The organism is Streptomyces sp. NPDC002886, from assembly GCF_042888445.1.
In the GTDB taxonomy this organism is placed as follows: Bacteria; Actinomycetota; Actinomycetes; order Streptomycetales; family Streptomycetaceae; genus Streptomyces.
The window spans coordinates 111,090-127,867 of the sequence record NZ_JBIAPV010000008.1 but is presented as its reverse complement, the minus strand read 5'-3'; the positions used below and the strand labels follow the sequence as shown (position 1 = coordinate 127,867).

The following is a 16,778-nucleotide window of genomic DNA, read 5'->3' as shown; positions in this document are numbered from 1 at the left end:
GCCGATGGAGCCATCGGAAGAGGACTTCGTCGCAGAGGCTTTTGCCGACCTGGTACGGCCCGAAGACGTGGCTTTTGCCGAGAACCAGCCCCTGGCCACGCTGGGACTGCCCAAACTGTGGTCACCACGCCTGACCCAGTTGGTCATGGCCTACGACCACCGTTTCCCGGGCGGTGGAGTGCAGTTCGTCGTCCGGCGCCTGCGGGAGGTGCGCTACTACCTCACGAAGCCAGCCCTGGCTGCTGAGGTTCGAGCGTTCCTTCGGGACGAGTTCCCGCTGGATGCCGCCGTGATCATCGGCCATTCGCTCGGCAGTGTTATCGCCTACGATCTGCTCCGCCACAAGGAGGTTGGTGCCGCGGGGACACCCGGATCTGGCCTCCACACGCTGGTAACCTGTGGCTCGCCGCTGGGCATCCCCGCCGTGCGGAGGCTCATGGGAGTCACCGACGGTATGCCTCTCCAGCTCGAGTCGCACATCAGGTGGGTCAACGTCTTCGACCCCGGCGACTTGATCACCGGGGGTGTAAGCCTGTCCACCGTCGCGCGGGGGCTCACCGAAGCCCCGGTGAACAATGGGATCGGCGATCCCCATAGCGCACTGCGCTATCTCCGCAGCGTGCCCGTGGCCCGCGCCGTGGCGGGCGGCCGACCGTGACGCGCGCGCCGGCCCCGGATACCTTCGCCCGCCGACTCGTCGTCATTGCGGTCTCGGAGTACGACGACGGATCTGCCGCCGAGCAGGAGGCGTTCGGCAAGGCGATCACCGCGCAGGTGACGGCGGTGAAGGATTGGTGGGCACACCCCTCTCTCGACGACAAGCGCCGCTTCGAGCCCTCCGAAGCCAAGCAGCTCCACGAACTGCGCGATCTGCGCGCCTTCCTCCTGGAGGAGGACCTCGGGAACGTGGACGACGACGAAGCCCTCGTCGTCTACATCACCGGGCACGGCCTGGCCCCGACGAACTCCCCCCAGCACTTCCTACAACTGCGGGACACGTACGTGGACAGGCCGTACGCCACCGCGTTCCCGACCGCCGAGATCATCACCACTGTGCTGGACTCCCACGCCACGCACGTCCTGGTGATGGTGGACTCCTGCTTCTCGGGACTACTCGAGACCGAGCTCAAGACCAAGCTGAAAGGCCTGCGGCAGGAGCGCCGCGCCCTCGCCTCGCTGGTCGTCCTCGTCGCCGGCGACGACCAGAGCACGCCCAGCCCGAACGCCTTCGCCAACGTCCTGCGAGCCGTGCGGGCACACTGCGAGGACAAGAGCAAAGGCTTCGCCGAGCCGCACCTCAGCTGGCAGGACTGGAGGAGCATTGTCAGCGAGGTGTTCGACCAGAGCACAATGGCCGACCCCATGTATGCCTGGCCCACGCTCTCGGCCAGCATAGAGAAGGCGCAGGAACAGCTGAGCCCCTGCCTCCCCAACCCCGGCCACACAGGGGGCGAACCGGTGCTGAAGGCTTCCTCTCACCAGGTTGGGTGGACGAGGGCCCAGCTCGACAGGTTCTGGATCTCGCGTGCCAGTGGTACCTCCGAACCGGACAGTCCGGGCTGGTACTTCACCGGCCGCACCGATCTCGTCGGGCGCATCCTTGCCTTCTTGACCGGCACCGAGGGCGTACTGATTGTCACCGGCGTGGCCGGCTCCGGGAAGTCTGCGCTCCTCGCCCGCACCGTGACCCTGAGTGATACCTGCTTCCGCGCCGACGAGACGTACCGCGCGCTGGTCGCCGCGATCCCGGAGGAACTTCAGGTCCCGGAAGCTTCCGTGGACGCTGCCGTCTTCGCTCGCAACACCGACCCGGACGAGCTCGCTCGGGTGCTCTGCGACGCCCTCGGCGATGCCCCGGGCCGGGCCAGCAGCCACGAGAGCGGACACCTCGCCCGGCTGCGGAATCTGGTGCAGAGAGCAGCCCGGCAGAGGGGCGAGCCGCTCACTCTCGTGGTCGACGGCATAGACGAAGCCAAGAACCCGATACGCACCATCACCGACCTGCTACGTCCCCTGGCAGATCTTCGGATGCCGGACGAACGCCCTGCCGTCCGGCTGCTGCTCGGCATCCGCAGCACCCGCCCCGATACCGTGGCCGCCGTGGAAGCTCCCGCCACGCGCACCCAGACCCCGGACCTCCTTGACCTGCTGGTCCGGGCCACCGCCGCCAGTCCCCCCGTCCGTACGGACGGTTCCGATGCCGAACCAGACATTGCCGCGTACGTCTACGCGCTGCTGGACGCACCATACGGGGATCAGGAGGCGGGGGAGGGGCAGGCGGCGGTTCCGCTCGGCCGCTACGCGGAATTGGCTGAGGCGGTGGCCCGGGAGGTGACTCCTTCCTTCCTGGACGCCCGCATCGCCGCCGAGCGGCTGCGCGCACGATGCGTCTTGCCGGATCCGGAGGACCCTGAGTGGCTTCAGACCCTGCGTCAGGGCACAGTGGCCCTCCTACGGGAAGACCTCCGCGAGGTCTCCGCCACGCGCTCCGCCGCCGAGCAACTCATGTCCGCCCTGCGTGCCACGGCGTTCGCCTTCGGGGCCGGTCTGCCATGGGCCGATATCTGGCCAGCCGCCGTCGAGTGCCTGTCACCGTCCCTCGTCACCGACCCGGATGACGTCATCCGGAGAATCTGGGACAGCCGCCTCGCTGGCTACCTCACCACCGCGGTCGAGGACGGCCGGACCGTATATCGGCCGGTGCACGAGCGGATCAGCGAGACGCTCCGGAACGCACCGCACACGCTGCTCGGCGACCCAGAAGCCGACGGACACAGAAGCCTCTCGGACGAAGAGATCTCGGATACCCACCAGACACTGGTCTCGGCGTTCGAGCGGCTGATCCCCCGTGCCGGTCACCACCGTGCGCCTCACCCCTATCTCCGGCGCCACCTGATGGCCCATGCCGCAGCTGCCGAGGCCCTCGACAGCAGCCACGTTCCACCGCACTTCCTCCCATGGGAGACCAGCGGCGCTGTACGAGGCGCTCTCGGGCTGCCGGCAACCCCCACGTCCCGAACTCTGCACCTGGCCTCCTGGGCACGCATCGAGCCCTTCCTCGTCGATGCCCCGCACTCGGCACGCGTCGACAGCCTGGCTATGGCTGCCCTCGGCATGGCGCGCGACTACGACGGCGCCGCACTGAGCACGCAGCATGCGACGGAGGGCGACGCCGGGCCGACCTCCCGCGGCGAGCACGACGCAGCACCCACACAGCCCCGTCTCACCCCGCGGTGGAACGAGCTACGGGTGCCCGGAAACCTGCTTGGGCGTACCCAGGCAGAGGTCTCCTCACTCGTGTCCTTCGCCCTGCCCGATGGCACAACCCTCGTGGCGGCAGGGGACAGCGACGGCGAGGTCCGCCTGTGGGACCCGCTCACCGGCACCGATTTCGGGCTACCGGTACGACGCGGTCCCTACGCACGCGCTCTGGCCGTGCTGGCCGGCCACCAGGGAGAGCCATTGCTCGCGGTCGGCTGCGCAAATGGTGCGTGGATCTACGATCCACAGAGCGGCCGGATCGACGATCTTCCTGTCTCATCCCCCGTCCACGCCCTGTCCGTCTTCGCCACGGCGGGGCGCACCCGGATAGCGCTGGGCACCACGGAGGGCCTGGTGATCTGCGACCCCGTTGCCCGCCAGGTGCTCTCCAGAACTCCTCGCGCAACCATGTGGGGCAGCTCCATCAAGGCCCTGGCGGCGCTGCGGCTCCCCACCGGTCAGACTCTGCTCGCCGCCGGTGGAGAAGGCAGCACGGTCGAAGTCCTCGATGCCGAATCGCTCACGCTGGTCAGTGAACTCGGCGGCCAGGGCAGAGGAGTTTCGGCACTTGCTCTGTACCTCGATACTGATGGCCGACCGCGGCTGGCTGCGGCCTCGCGATCCACGGGGTGCGTGCGCAACTACGACGCGTGGACAGGCGAGGAGAACGTTGCAGCTGTCATTCGAGAGTCCGCCGTGAGCATCTGCCTGTACCCCGCAGGACGCGATCCACGCATGGGAACGCTGCTCGCTCTGGGACCCAGCCGGGGCGGGCACGTACGCCTCTGGGAACCGGAAACCGGATTGGCAGTGCGCGACTTCGCAGCCAAGCACGACAAGAGGGTCAAGGGCCTAACCGCCATTGACACAGGAAGGCAAGCACCGATACTCGTGTCTGGGTCCGACGATCACGCCGTCCGGGTTTGGGACCCTTCCGACCCTGGAAGCAATCTTCGGGAATCGCCGTGGGACGGGTCGATCATGGCACCGCTCCCGGTGCCGGGAGGTGCGGCCTTCCTCATGAAATCGAAGTCCCTGCGCTCCCTGAACGTCGTCTCAGCAGCCACTGGGGAAGTGCGGCAGCAGATCCACCTGCCCGAAGAGGTGGCTTTCCAAGGGCTGACCGCTGTCACCAGCCACCTGTGGCCCGATGGATCGGTATCCGTGATCGGGGGTACGTTCGGTGGCGGCATCGTCCGCTGGGACCAGGAGAGCGGATGGTCTCAGATGTCTGAGGCGACCCGAAAGTTCTTGAATATGCCAGTGCATGATCTGACACGGATTCGTGCGCTGATTACTTTCCGGGCCGATGACATGGACCAGGTGCTCCTCGTCAGCGGTACCAGTTCAGGCACTGTGGCTTTCCACGATCTGGCCACCGGGGAGCCGTGGCCCGTCGTCGTCCGCGCATCAGGTGCCATCCGCGCCCTTGCGGCCCTGCCAAGCACAGAAGGCACGATCGTGGCTTACTCAGCCGCTACAGCCGTACGGTTCTGCCGTCCTGGGCAGCCACTGGAACGGCGTCTTCCCGCCCGCATCGGCGCAGTAGGCTGCCTGTCCACCTGGACGGCGGAAGACGGCACCGTGCTCCTCGCTACCGGCGGTTCCGACGGCAGCGTTCGATTCTGGTCTCCAGATGCGCCGAAACAGGAGGTGCTCCCCGCATTGCACGGCCATCAGGGCCCGGTCACTGCCATCACAAGCTTCCGGGCCTCGCCCACCTCGCCCGTCCTCCTTGCCACGGTGGGGCAACAGGACACCACCGTTCGGGTGTGGGAGCCCCGTACAGGTGAGGAGTTGACACGCATCGTTACTGGCGCTGCTCTGACGTCGCTCTGCGCGCCGCCGGCAGGAGTCGACCCACAGCTCGTGGACCCTGTGCTCGTCTTCGGCGGAACGGCGGGCGTCAGCGCGGTCTCGGTCCGGCTGTAGAACACGGCCGCTGGATGAGTCAGGCAAGGCCGAGACAAGGTGCTGTCACGACGGAAATTTCACTTACGGTAGTGGAGTAGATGCATGACGATTGGCATTCGGCTGTGCCGGGTGAAGAAGAGCACGTCAAGGGCGCGGAGGCCGTCCAACGCGTCAAGTGTTGACTCGAAGGCCTATGCGCGTGTCACAGCACTGTCAACGACTCGTCCGTGGCGGTGACGACAGCATCCGTCCTGAACCGTGATACCACCCAGTACCACTGCGATGCGTGTAACGGTTGAAATATGCCGGGGCCGAAGTCGACGGGGCAGCGGGTGTCGGCGAAGGATGCTGCGGAGCGATGAGGGGGTCGCGATTGACAGCCCCAGCCCCAGCCCCAGCCCCAGCCCCTGCCGCATAACCGCGCCGTCACCCGATCACGCATGAGTTCAGCGGGCCTGAGTGGCCGCGCTATGGCGGAGCGTCAGAAAGCTGCACTTGCAGGGTCGTTGTACAGCTAGCATGCTTAAATCCCACTGCTGACGAGAGGTGGCGCCGCTTGGCCAGGCATCATCTGCGCTTCGCGCCTAAGATCCTCACGCGTCTCGGAGAAGAGCTTGTTCCGCATCCGGACATGGGGATCATGGAGTTGGTGCGCAACGCGTACGACGCCGACGCTACCGAGTGCAGCATCGAGTTGGTCGACTCTGCGCGCCCTGGCGGCTCGATTATTGTTTCGGACGACGGTCACGGTATGACCGATGCCGAGCTCACTTCCGACTTCCTGCTGATCGGCAGTTCCAGGAAACCGTCGTCGCCGTTCACCAGGAGTGGTCGAAGGCGAGTTGGTGAGAAGGGGCTCGGGCGGCTTGCAGCGCTGCGCCTGGGCCGGCGTGTGAAGGTCACGACACGATCCAAGACGACCCCCGGGGTGCAGTACACCCTGGCGATCGACTGGGACGAACTCGACTCCGCTCACGCGGTGGAGGACGTATCGCTCGAACTGCGCGACGTCCCGCCTCACGCCCGCGTGGGAACTCGTATCGAGATACATGATCTCCGGCAGGGGCTGAGTGTCGCCGATGTCGAGCGGCTGACGCGCTCGCTCACGCTGCTCACGGGCCCGTTTCAGACAGAGTCGACCTTCAAGATCCTCTGGAACCAAACGGCGTTCGGATACGAGGACCTGACCTCGGCCGTGACGGATGAACATCTGCAATGGGCCGAGTTCCACTTGTCGGGGCGGCTCGGTGCAGGTGGCAGCCAGTCGGCGGAACTCAGAGACCACCAAGGGCATCTGATCGGCACCGCAACGGCGGGCGACCTTCGGTCCGCGGCCGCTGGAGGACGACGCCGAACCACGACCGACGATGTCCAGCGTCTTTTCACCAGTTCCCCTGCGGCCAAGTTCGACCTGTGGATGTTCAACCTCAACCCGAGACATTCGGTCGCCCTGCGTGACTCGATTCAGCCGACATCGGAGATCAAGAGCTGGCTCGCAGACGTCGGCGGTGTGCACCTGTATCACCACGGGCTGCGCGTCCAGCCCTACGGCGACCCTGACGACGACTGGCTGAGCATCAACGTCCGCCGTGCTGTGCTCTCCGAGTTCCGGCCCTACACGAACAACTCCGTAGGGGCTCTGGTCGTCAACGACCCAGAGAATCGCCTCCAGCCGAAGACAGACCGTAGCGGTTTCGTCCAGAACGCGGCCTTCGGTGAGCTGCGTGAGTTCGCCCGGTCCGCGATCGAGTGGGCATCACAGCGCCGTCGCCAGATTCGCGAGGCCGAACGGCAGGAACAACGCAAGCGCGCGAAGGCGCAAACGGCCGACGCCGAGGCCGAATTCACTGAGGCCAAGAAGGCTCTTGAGGAGCAACTCGCTGACAACCAGGGCCGTCTGGACGGCAACTTCGACCGCGCGTCGGTTCAGCGCATCCTGGCCACCTCGCAGCTCCTCGCGGACCAGCGTCTGCGAGAAATCAAGGATCTCCACTCCGAGCTGCTCCTCTACCGGGCCCTCGCCACCGTGGGAACCAGTACCGCGGTGTTCGCCCACGAGGCGCAGCAGCCCGCTGATCGCATCCTTCAGGAGGTGCGCACGGTCGACCGGAGGGTGCGTCGGGACCTCGATCCGGCAACCGTCGACGACCGCTACAAACCGTCTCTGAGCGCTATCGCGGACGGGGCTCGCACCTTGCAGATCTTTGCGAAGCTCCCCCTGGAACTCCTCGTCCGCAAGAAGCGGGATCTGGCATTCGTGGACATCGACGAAGTGTGTCTGGCCACATTGCGGCTGTTCCATAACTTCCTAAGCGACCGCGGCATTCACGTCACCCAGGACCTCGACTGTCAGAACCTTCGTGTACGAACCTATGAGGCTGCGGTCGAATCCATCGTCTCCAATCTGCTCGTCAACTCCATCCACGCGCTGACGCGTACGCACGGTGGTTCCGAGCGCAGGATCCATCTCGCGACGTGCTCCTTCGTCGACAAGGACACTCCGTGGATTCGCCTCATCGTGGATGACTCGGGTCCAGGGATCCAGGATGCCTCGACCGAAGAGATCTGGGTTCCCGGATTCACGACGCGAGACGGCGGGACAGGCTTGGGCCTGACCATCGTCCGTGACACGGTCGGCGACATGCTGGGACGTCAGAAGGCTTTTAAAAATGGTCCTTTGGGAGGAGCTCGTCTCCTGGTCGAGTTCCCTGCCTCTACGTCAGCCCCCGCCGCCGGGAGCGCGAACGAAGACCGGGAGGAGTGACGATGGCTCTGCACCTTGAGGGTGTGCACAGGGTCGGCATCGTGGACGATGTGCAGGCCGACGCGGAAGCCCTTGGGCGGCTCTTCGAAGACTTCGACATGCAGGCTCTGATCATGCCCCGGCCCCTGTCCCGCGCCACGGCGGAGGAGTATCTGTCGACGCTCCCCCCTCTAGACGTACTCGTCTGCGACCACCAGCTGAGCAACAGCTGGCCGGTCGCGTTCACAGGAGCGGAGCTCGCCGCCCGGGCCAACAGCCGCCCTCACAAGCTCCCGGCCATCGTCATGAGTTCGCACGTAGGTACCCATGAAGCATCCTCGATCCACCGTTGGCGGGCCGACATCCCCGCAGTCGTTCCCAAACAGGCCGACGAAGAAGAAGTCCTCGACGCCGTCCGATACGCCTTGGAAGAGGCGGCCGGCAAGTGGTCACGAGAGCGGAGCCGGTTCCGCACCCCGGTCGAGGTCCTCGCCGTGTACCCGGCAGGCGAAACGCCGTATGCCGAGGTGCTGGTCAGCGGCTGGAGCCTGATGCAGGCAGCGCACCTGCCACTCCTGCGCTTCGAGGAGGACACCGGGATCCCGGCCGATGCCCTGCAGCCAGGCACCTGGTTGCGGGCCGAGGTCAACTGCTACGCCCCTCGGGCTGAGGACCTCTGCTTCGCACACATCTCCCTGGCCCCTCAACTGTCCGAGGAAGTCCGTACCCTGTGACCGTTCCATTTCTCCCCCGTCAGAGCGCATCTCCCGAGGGCGATCTCGCGGTCACGATCCTGGACGTAGGGCATGGCAACTCCGCCATCGTACGAGACGGGAAACGGTGCGCGGTTATCGACGCTGCGGACGACACCACACACGCCGAACTCGAACGACTAGGCTGCACGGATCTTGAGGAAGTCATCGTCTCGCACGTCGACAACGATCACATCGCGGGAATGAACAGGCTCCTCCTGGACCCGCAGTGGTCGCTCGGGCGCGTCCGGGTCAACGCTGACGCGTCCAAGGACACGCGGGCGTGGCGGCACCTGCAGGAAACCCTGCAGCTCGTGGCAGACGACAAGCGCATCACGGGCATCCTGCCGGTCTACACGGATACGGGCCTGCCCATCCGGGTGGGTCGGGCGGAGCTCGAAGTGTGTCATCCTCGGTCGCTGATGGCGCTCTCGGGTCCGCGCACGCGCGATGCCCGGTTCGGCACGGTGACGAGCAACACCATGTCCGCCGTCATCCGGATCCATCTCGACGGCGCTGCGGCCGTGCTCCTTGCCAGCGACATCGACGGCATCGGCTTACAGGACATCTTGGATCGCCGGAGTCAGCAACTCTGCGCGAATGTTCTCGTCTTCCCGCATCATGGCGGCCTGCCCGGGGCTATGAATCCGGTGGAGTTCGCCCGCTCGCTCACGTCCGCGGTTGACCCGCGCGTGGTGATCTTCTCGATGGGGACGAGCGGCCGAACGGCCAATCCGCGACCTGAAATCATCGAAGGAGTACGGGCGGCGGCACCCGACGCACACATCGCCTGTACGCAGCTGTCGGCCCACTGTCACGAGACAGGCTCTCCGCCGCCACCCGAGGGGCATCTCTCCCAGGCCATGGCCCGTGGCCGCTCCGCGAGTCGATGCTGCGCGGGTAGCATCGTGATCACCCGCACCGAGAACGGCTTCGAGTATGCGCCACCGCTGTCTCGGCATGGCGATTTCGTGCTCGCATTGGTGTCAGGGACGGGGACAGGAACGTTGCCGTTGTGCCGCGCCGGGGCGTCGCCGATGCTGAACCCTTCGAGTGGCAACAGCGTCAGATGACAGCAGATGGACGAAGTTAGCTATATCTCGGCCCAGACCGTCATGGTGTACCAGAGCGGAGTCCAACCGCACCCGAGTGGGCGGCTCTGAGTCGCTGCCATCCGCATCCCGCCAGTTCCTCGCCCTGCTCGAGGACGGCGAGCACGGCCTACGGCCACTGAGTGGTCGTTAAGTCCGAGTTCTCTTCGTTCGTGATTGCTCGATCGTGCTACTGATCGCGGTCCCGGGCTGCTCGGTGGGCATGTCCATGTTGAGATGCGGGACATGATGGGGGAGCCGTTTCAAGGAGCATTTACCCACAGCCGATGCACGCGGGGCACAGCGAAGGCGCACTTCCCAGCCAAGATCAGCTACGGCACTCCGCGGGACACCATCCTACCTTGACCTGCAAGGATCCAAGCCGCACGGTGTGATACTGCCGATCCACTGGGGCGCCGATGGTGTCCCTCCACGCTGGGGTGGAGCCGGGGGAGTGGACGGTCGACGCTGGCGAGGAGGGCAGCCAGCGGGTGGCGCTTCCGCGGTTCGGCGAGTTGTTCGAACCTGCCGGCGCCATCCCCACTGTTCCGTGGTGGCGACTGATCTCGCAGCTCCCTTGCCCGGTCCGGCGCTTTGATTGCCGTAGCGAGAACCGCTGCTGCCGCAGTGGTGGAAGGTGGGGCGGTAGTTGGCGGTGGTTAGCGCCACGGTGCCTGAACGCTTTTCGAACGGGTGTTGTCCAACGTGTGGAAATAGCGTTGGACAGGATGGAGTAGGTGCTTAGAAGGCACCTGCTCCATAGCTTGTCACCGCTTGCGCCATGAGTGACGCCCACGGTGGTCGCGTGCACTCCTCCGCGGTGATGAACTGGCCAGGCGGCCCTGTCGCACGCGGGCTGATCCTCCATCAGGCCTACGTCGACTGTTGCCCCCTGCTCGTTTGGTCGCAGCGGACCGCGCTTCGTCGGCGACTCCACCCTTCGTGAGGACGTCTCAAGGGCTCCCAGGCTCACGGGACCGCCCCACATGGCGCCCCTGTCGGACCTGGCTATCGACACGCCCGCGAAGCCGGCGCAGCAACATCGCCGCTGGCCTTGGCCAATCCTTCCGTAAGTACTTCGCGCGTCCGCTCGACTCCTGGGAATTTCCCTGACCGGCACATGCGTAAGACTCCGCAGATCCCAGCCAGTAGAGCGCTCGCCGCTTCTATCACAACATCCGAGATTTCCGAATTCCGGGATCCTCCGGATCATTGTTAGTGGCCGGGTTGCCCGAGGGGCGGGTATTTTTTTTGGTTCGCTGACCGCAGACAAGTCCAGTCATCGATCGAGTGGATTCGCTCTGTGAGAGCATGCCAACCTTTAACCCCTAGGGGATCTTCCTGGTCGCCTTCAGGTGGCGGATAAATGACGCAAGGGGTACTCGCTGTATGTCCAGTATTAAATTTGACGAACAGCTCCAGTTGTCGGGTCGGCAGCGTGGCAACCTTCTCGAATGGGTTGGTCGGCGACAGAGGAACGGGAGCACTCTGCGTCTCTTCTTCTCTGTTATCGCCTTCGCTGCGCTGCGGCCCGCGGAAGCGCTTGGCCTGCGCGTCCGAGATGTGAAGGTGTTTGGTGATGGGTCCGGTGTGCTCATCGTCAATGCCAGTAGCGGTGAATCTGCGGACCGGAAGAAAGGTGGCATGGGTAAGCGGCGGCTCGTGCCGGTGTGTTCCCAGCTGTTGGGGATGCTGAGGCGGCAGTTCGCCGAGCGAGGGCTCGGGCCTGACGATGCCTTGATCGTGTGTGAAGGCGGGCGCCCGCTGTCTGGAGCGATGTACCGCCGGGCTTGGAAGCAAGCTTGCGAAGCTGCGCGAGACGTGGACGGGGCCGACTTTGCGGCTGGTGTGAACATCTCTGTGCTGCGGGATTCCTGCATCGTCGGCTGGCTGGGTAGCGGGAGCATATCCCTTATTGAAGTAGTGGAGATTGCTGAGCGCGCCGGTGTCAGTGTGTGCTCTCTCTATTTGAGATATCCGTTCTGTTTCCAGTGCACTGGCGAGGTTCCCTGGGACCGCCTCGAAGCGGCCTTCGCGCTCGATTGACCAGGGCATCCGCCCATGGCGACGCGTCGACTGTTGAGCACCTGCGCCGTGCTTGAGTCTCCGCCGACAGCTTCCTGCTGGTGGAACGTGCCGCCGATGCGCTAAGGCGCTTACGCCCGGAGCATCTCTCCTGGTCCCGTGCGCTTCCGTCCGCTCGCTGAACAGGGCCGGGGAGAGGCTCAACCCCTGCTGGAGGTTCCGGGCGGGGGCGACCAGGTCCGTGGTCCTGGCCGACACAGCGCCCTCTCTGGCAGGCAGCGGGACGACGCCGAGCTGCAGGCCCCCAAGTGTGCGGAATGCGCACCTTCCGATTCCAAGGAGCTCGCTTTGCCCGCGAGATTGCTGTCCATCCCTGCCGTTGCTGCCTTGCTCGATGTCGACCGTCGTACGGTCTACCGCTTCATTGCCGCCGGCTACCTGCCCATCGTTGACCTTCGAACCGGCCCAGGGCGCTCCCGGGTACGCGTCCCTGCCTCAGGACTCGACGAGTTCATCAGGAGCAGGGCGATCGTTCCCGCTGCGGCTCGCCGCTGATCACATGCCGATGCCCTTTTCAATTGGCCACACCGAGGAGTAAAGCTGTACCTGCGTAAGCTGAAGACCGGCAATTGGCAGGCCACCGTACGTAACCGGGCGGGTGACCGGTTCAGCGAGACGTTCCCACTGAAAACACAGGCACGCGCGTGGGGCGCCGAGCTGGAGACCCAGTTCGCCCGTGGGTCACAGCGCGACCCGAGAGCGGGTGAGATCTCCTTCAGTGACTGGCACGACCGCTGGTGGAACGCCAGGATCGTAGAACCTCATACCCTGCGCGGTGATGCCTCCAGCATCAAGAACCACGTGCTACCACACTGGGGAGCGTGGGAGATGCGAGCCATCACCCGTATGGACACACAGAGCTGGATTCGCGCGCTGGTGGAGAAGGGTGCGGGCGCCTCCGCTATAAAGCGCGCGTACAACCTGATGTCGTCCATCATGCGCGCTGCTGTGGACGACGATGTGATCGCCGTGAGTCCGTGCCGTCGCATCGACCTCCCCGTCATCGCGGTCAAGCCGCCCGAATGGTTCACCCTGGATCAAGCGCAGAGCGTCCTGGATGAGCTACCCGTTCCATGGCAGACCATGTGCCTGCTCGGCTTCTACACAGGGTTGCGCTGGGGTGAGCTCTCCGGACTGCATAGCCACCGCATCGACCGCCGCCGCGGACGTCTCTTCGTGGTGGAGGTCAACACGAAGAGTGGGATCAAGGAATATCCCAAGAGCTCGAAGAGCCGTCGGGAGGTCCCGCTTCCGGCGCATGCTTTGGAGGCTCTCGAGCGGCACATCCATCCTCTGGAACGCGATGCGCTGGTTTTCACCACCATCACCAAGGGACGAACGGGCCGTCGCCTCGATGACGGCAACTGGCGTCGCCAGACCTGGTGGCCCGCCATCGGCAGAGCCCACCACTTCGACACCGATGGCGAGCAGCTACCCGTCCCACACTTTCCACCGCACTCCATGCGCCACACCTGCGCCTCGTGGCTCGTCCAGAAGGGAGTCTCGCTCTACGAAGTTCAGCACCTCCTCGGCCACGAGAGCTTCCAGACCACCCAGCGCTACGCGCACCTGCAGCCGGACGCGCACAAGGCAGTCCTCGGGGCCTGGGAGCGGCTGGAGGCGCCGCTGACTGTCGCCGGATAGACGCATCTCCGCCCTGCCCCGCATAGGCAGGGCGGAGGCGTTTGCGCACTCACACGGGACTGACGTCCTCGTCGGGTGGCGACCAGCGCCCCCTGCTGTCGAACGGCCAGGGGTGGGCATCGAGATCGCCTTGCACGAATTTACCCAGTGCCTCGCGACTGGATGGTGGATCCGGCGGTGGTCTCAGTGGCGATCGCAGTGGGTCGATCCGCTCCGCGTACTCCTCGGCCCACCGCAACCATGCAATCTCCTCCTCCGAGGAGGGCATCCCGTCGGCCCGGGCGTGAGCTGCCTGACAGAAGGCGTCGATCTCGGAGGCGTGGCGCCACGCCTGTACTTGCTCGCTCAGGAACGTTGTTCGGTGCCGGTCGACTTGCTGCTGACGGGCCTGGGAGACAGTCGCATACCAACGGCGTCGTTGCTCAGCCTTTTGGAGGCGCTCTTTTTCCTGCCGGCCTTCGGCCGCCGTGACGTGCTCTTCGAGATCGCGTAGCAGATGCCCCAGTCGGGATTCCAGGGTCCACCGCGCGCTATCGCTGTAGGTGTAGACATGCCGGTGCCGGCTCCCGGCCGGTACACCGAGTTCGAGGCGTCCGTTGAACGCGTGATCGTACTTGGGGATGCGCGTCCAGGGGCTTTGCTGCTCCCGGCGGATCTCCTGCGGCGTAGGCTCGTGCGGCACTTTGGTGGTCCGCTCTGTGAGCGTGAGCGGGAAGTCGTGCCCACGGATGACGACCACCATCTCGTGTAGGGCCTGCCCGTGCTGTAGATCGGTTCGGGCGTCCACTTGATAGCCGCGGCGCTCGACTTCCGTCAGTAGCGCGTGCAGGATCCGCAGGGCGCGATCCACCTGTGCGCGGGAGACATTCAGAGGGATGACGCCAGCTGTTTCGCGGGTGTCTACGGCGCTCTTGGATCTACCGATGGCCTTGCGTGTCGCACGGACCAGCTGGTGAGGGCGATCGATTGTGTCGGGGATCGCGATGGCATGCACCGGCTGAGGCTGAGCTGCCAGTTCGGCTTCTTCGTCGACCAGGGCGAAGGCGCAATCGCCGCGCTGGCGTCCCGACCACCGCAGTTTTTGCCCTGCTGGTACGCGGTCGTGATGAAGAGCGTCGTAGTAGGCGGCCCGCCATCGGCCCCGGGTCTGCGGGCCCGGATCAGGAACAGTGAGCTGGCCGTAGGCCGTGGCCCGTAGGCGTGAGACCAATTCGGCCCCGTCAGCGGGAGCACGTGCAGCTCGCTCGGCGTCTCCGGCCAGGCGATCCTTCTCCGATTGGACCTCTTTGGGGTGCTTGCCGTGCTTGAGGAAGTAGCGACCGTCTGAGGTCACCACCGCAGCTTGCCCGCTCTGCTGGATGAGCCCTCGTTGGCGAAGGGCCCACGCGGTGTTTGAACGGTTGGGTGTGATGGTCAGGGCACCGGGTGCTGCTGCGATCTGACGGAGCAGATCGGCCTGCTGCGCCGACAATGTGTACTTCACGACCTCGGCCTCCACCTGGACGAGCGACGTATGGATTGCCACGATAGGGCGAAGGGCAACCTGGACGCTCGTTCGCTCGCACGTTCGGGTGTTTCTTCCTCGAACTGATCGTGTCGAGATCGGGCACTGATGTAAGGCGTGTCGAGCTCGGCCAGAAGGCGAGCGAGACCGACCGGTGACACCTGTGGTACCGCCTTCGCTGGGGCGACGGGCAGCGCCCGGCCTTCAACGGCCGCAACGGCCTTACCGAACCACCAAGGAGCATCGCTTCATGGCGATGAACGAGCAGACCTGAAACTGCCCCATGGGAGGAAACCGAACCACCCACTCGCCCTCACTTGCATCGGTCTGACCCACCTCACTGAGTCCCATGGCGACGCCCCCCCCGGCGGAGCCTGCGTGACCAGACGGCGTTCGCGGACCTGCTTGGTGGGTACGTTGGCTGATTCCCGTCGGGCCAATTGGCCTGCCCTTGACGTCTGCGCACGTCAAGGGCAAGAAACCCGCTCTGTTCCCGTAGCCGCAGGGATAGGGTGACCTTCGGTGATGGTGCAATAAGGTGACGCGGTCGCGAGAGGGTGACGTAAGGAACATGGCAGAGGTGCCCGCGCAGATCGGCCGCTATGTGGTCGAGCGCGAGCTGGGCTCGGGGGGCATGGGAGAGGTCTATCTGGCCTATTCCCCTGGCGGGGACCCAGTCGCGGTGAAGGTGATTCGACGGGATCGCCTCGACCAGGCCACGCGCGCCCGATTCGAGAAGGAAGCGCTCATCGCGCGAACGGTCGTGGGCACGAACCGAGTGGCACGCTTCCTCGATGCTGATCCGTACGCCGAGCAGCCCTGGATGGCCGTCGAGTATGTCCCAGGACATACGGTTCACGAGCAAGTGCAGAGCCGGGGCACGCTCCCTACCCCGCTCGTCGCCAGCCTCGGTGCTCTGCTCGCCGAAGGACTCGAAGCGGTTCATAAGGTAGGCCTGCTTCACCGCGACCTCAAACCGCAGAATGTCATGCTCAGTGAGTACGGTCCGATATTGATCGATTTCGGTCTCGGAGCCTTCGTCGACGCCGACAAGGATAACCTGACGCAGGCCGGGATGATCATCGGCACCATTCGGTGTATACCTCCCGAACAAGCGCTCGCCCGCACCAAGCCGAAAGAACCTGCCGATGTGTACGGGCTCGGCACAGTGCTGCTGTATGCGGCGACCGGCCACTACCCGTACGAGGGTGGGGACTGGCTCGGAATCGCCACTCAGGTGGCGGACGAAGAGCAGTTCCCAAATCTGGAGGGGCTGCCTGATGCGCTCCTCCCGCTGATCACAGCAATGCTCGCGTACACGCCGGCCGACCGTCCCGTGCTGGCCGAGGTGACCCGACAGTGTGTGGCCCTCGTACAGGATGCAGGGCTGTCGGCAGCACAAGCCCGCCATGCGCTGGTGAGTGCAACGGCCTCTTCCGAGGACAGTGACCGCGCGACGCAGGACAACGGCCCGTCCCCCTCGGTGTGGGAGCGCATCGAACAGTTCACGGCCCCGGTCGGCGAGGCCGGCACTGCAGACGAGGATGACCAGGACAGCCCGCTCGACCGTCCTCTCCCGGCCTCAGAAGGTGCCGGCGCTGAGGCGCCTGCCGATCTCACGAAAGACATCGTGCGGGAAGCCGATAGAACTCCCGATCCGGAGCCGCCGACCCAGGAGCCGAGGCGAGGCCGGAAACCGGCCTCTCTGACAGTTTCCGAGGACTTGCGGAAGCGGTACGCGATGCAATCCGCGCTGTAGCTCGGCTATCAGGAAAATCGTCCGC

10 protein-coding genes are annotated in these 16,778 nt (G+C 65.3%); 9 read left to right on the top strand and 1 reads right to left on the bottom strand.

What is annotated here, in order from left to right; translation table 11 throughout:
* The first annotated feature begins 4 nt into the window (after positions 1-4).
* The 8 genes from ACFYYB_RS30415 (at position 5) to ACFYYB_RS30380 (ending at position 13,490) form a co-directional block, all read left to right on the top strand.
* Entirely contained in the window at positions 5-658 is a 654-nt protein-coding gene (locus ACFYYB_RS30415; protein WP_389439194.1) for a hypothetical protein, read from the top strand.
* Positions 655-5,193 (top strand): AAA family ATPase, encoded by a 4,539-nt coding sequence (locus tag ACFYYB_RS30410; protein ID WP_389439192.1) that lies wholly within the window; start codon positions 655-657, stop codon positions 5,191-5,193. The genes ACFYYB_RS30415 and ACFYYB_RS30410 overlap by 4 nt, the downstream gene beginning before the upstream one ends.
* Positions 5,194-5,731: 538 nt before the next feature.
* On the top strand, positions 5,732-7,939 hold the full coding sequence (locus ACFYYB_RS30405; RefSeq protein ID WP_389439190.1) for an ATP-binding protein: 2,208 nt from the start codon (positions 5,732-5,734) through the stop codon (positions 7,937-7,939).
* 41 nt (positions 7,940-7,980) lie between these two features.
* A complete protein-coding gene (locus tag ACFYYB_RS30400) occupies positions 7,981-8,652 on the top strand; it encodes a response regulator (RefSeq protein ID WP_389439188.1) in 672 nt (223 codons plus the stop codon).
* Positions 8,649-9,743: a ComEC/Rec2 family competence protein gene (locus ACFYYB_RS30395; protein ID WP_389439186.1), complete on the top strand. Its 1,095-nt coding sequence runs from the start codon at positions 8,649-8,651 to the stop codon at positions 9,741-9,743. The genes ACFYYB_RS30400 and ACFYYB_RS30395 overlap by 4 nt, the downstream gene beginning before the upstream one ends.
* Positions 9,744-11,150: 1,407 nt before the next feature.
* Positions 11,151-11,807, top strand: a complete 657-nt coding sequence (locus tag ACFYYB_RS30390) for a hypothetical protein (RefSeq protein ID WP_389439184.1) — start codon at positions 11,151-11,153, stop codon at positions 11,805-11,807.
* Positions 11,808-11,945: 138 nt separating this feature from the next.
* Positions 11,946-12,341, top strand: coding sequence for a helix-turn-helix domain-containing protein (locus tag ACFYYB_RS30385; protein ID WP_389439182.1), 396 nt, complete (start codon positions 11,946-11,948; stop codon positions 12,339-12,341).
* Positions 12,342-12,470: 129 nt separating this feature from the next.
* On the top strand, positions 12,471-13,490 hold the full coding sequence (locus ACFYYB_RS30380; RefSeq protein WP_389439454.1) for a tyrosine-type recombinase/integrase: 1,020 nt from the start codon (positions 12,471-12,473) through the stop codon (positions 13,488-13,490).
* A 49-nt stretch (positions 13,491-13,539) separates the two neighbouring features.
* Here ACFYYB_RS30380 and ACFYYB_RS30375 read toward each other — a convergent pair whose 3' ends face one another.
* Positions 13,540-15,015 (bottom strand): hypothetical protein, encoded by a 1,476-nt coding sequence (locus ACFYYB_RS30375; protein ID WP_389439180.1) that lies wholly within the window; start codon positions 15,013-15,015, stop codon positions 13,540-13,542.
* A 550-nt stretch (positions 15,016-15,565) separates the two neighbouring features.
* Here ACFYYB_RS30375 and ACFYYB_RS30370 point away from each other — a divergent pair.
* A complete protein-coding gene (locus ACFYYB_RS30370; RefSeq protein WP_389439178.1) occupies positions 15,566-16,753 on the top strand; it encodes a serine/threonine-protein kinase in 1,188 nt (395 codons plus the stop codon).
* Positions 16,754-16,778 lie beyond the last annotated feature (25 nt).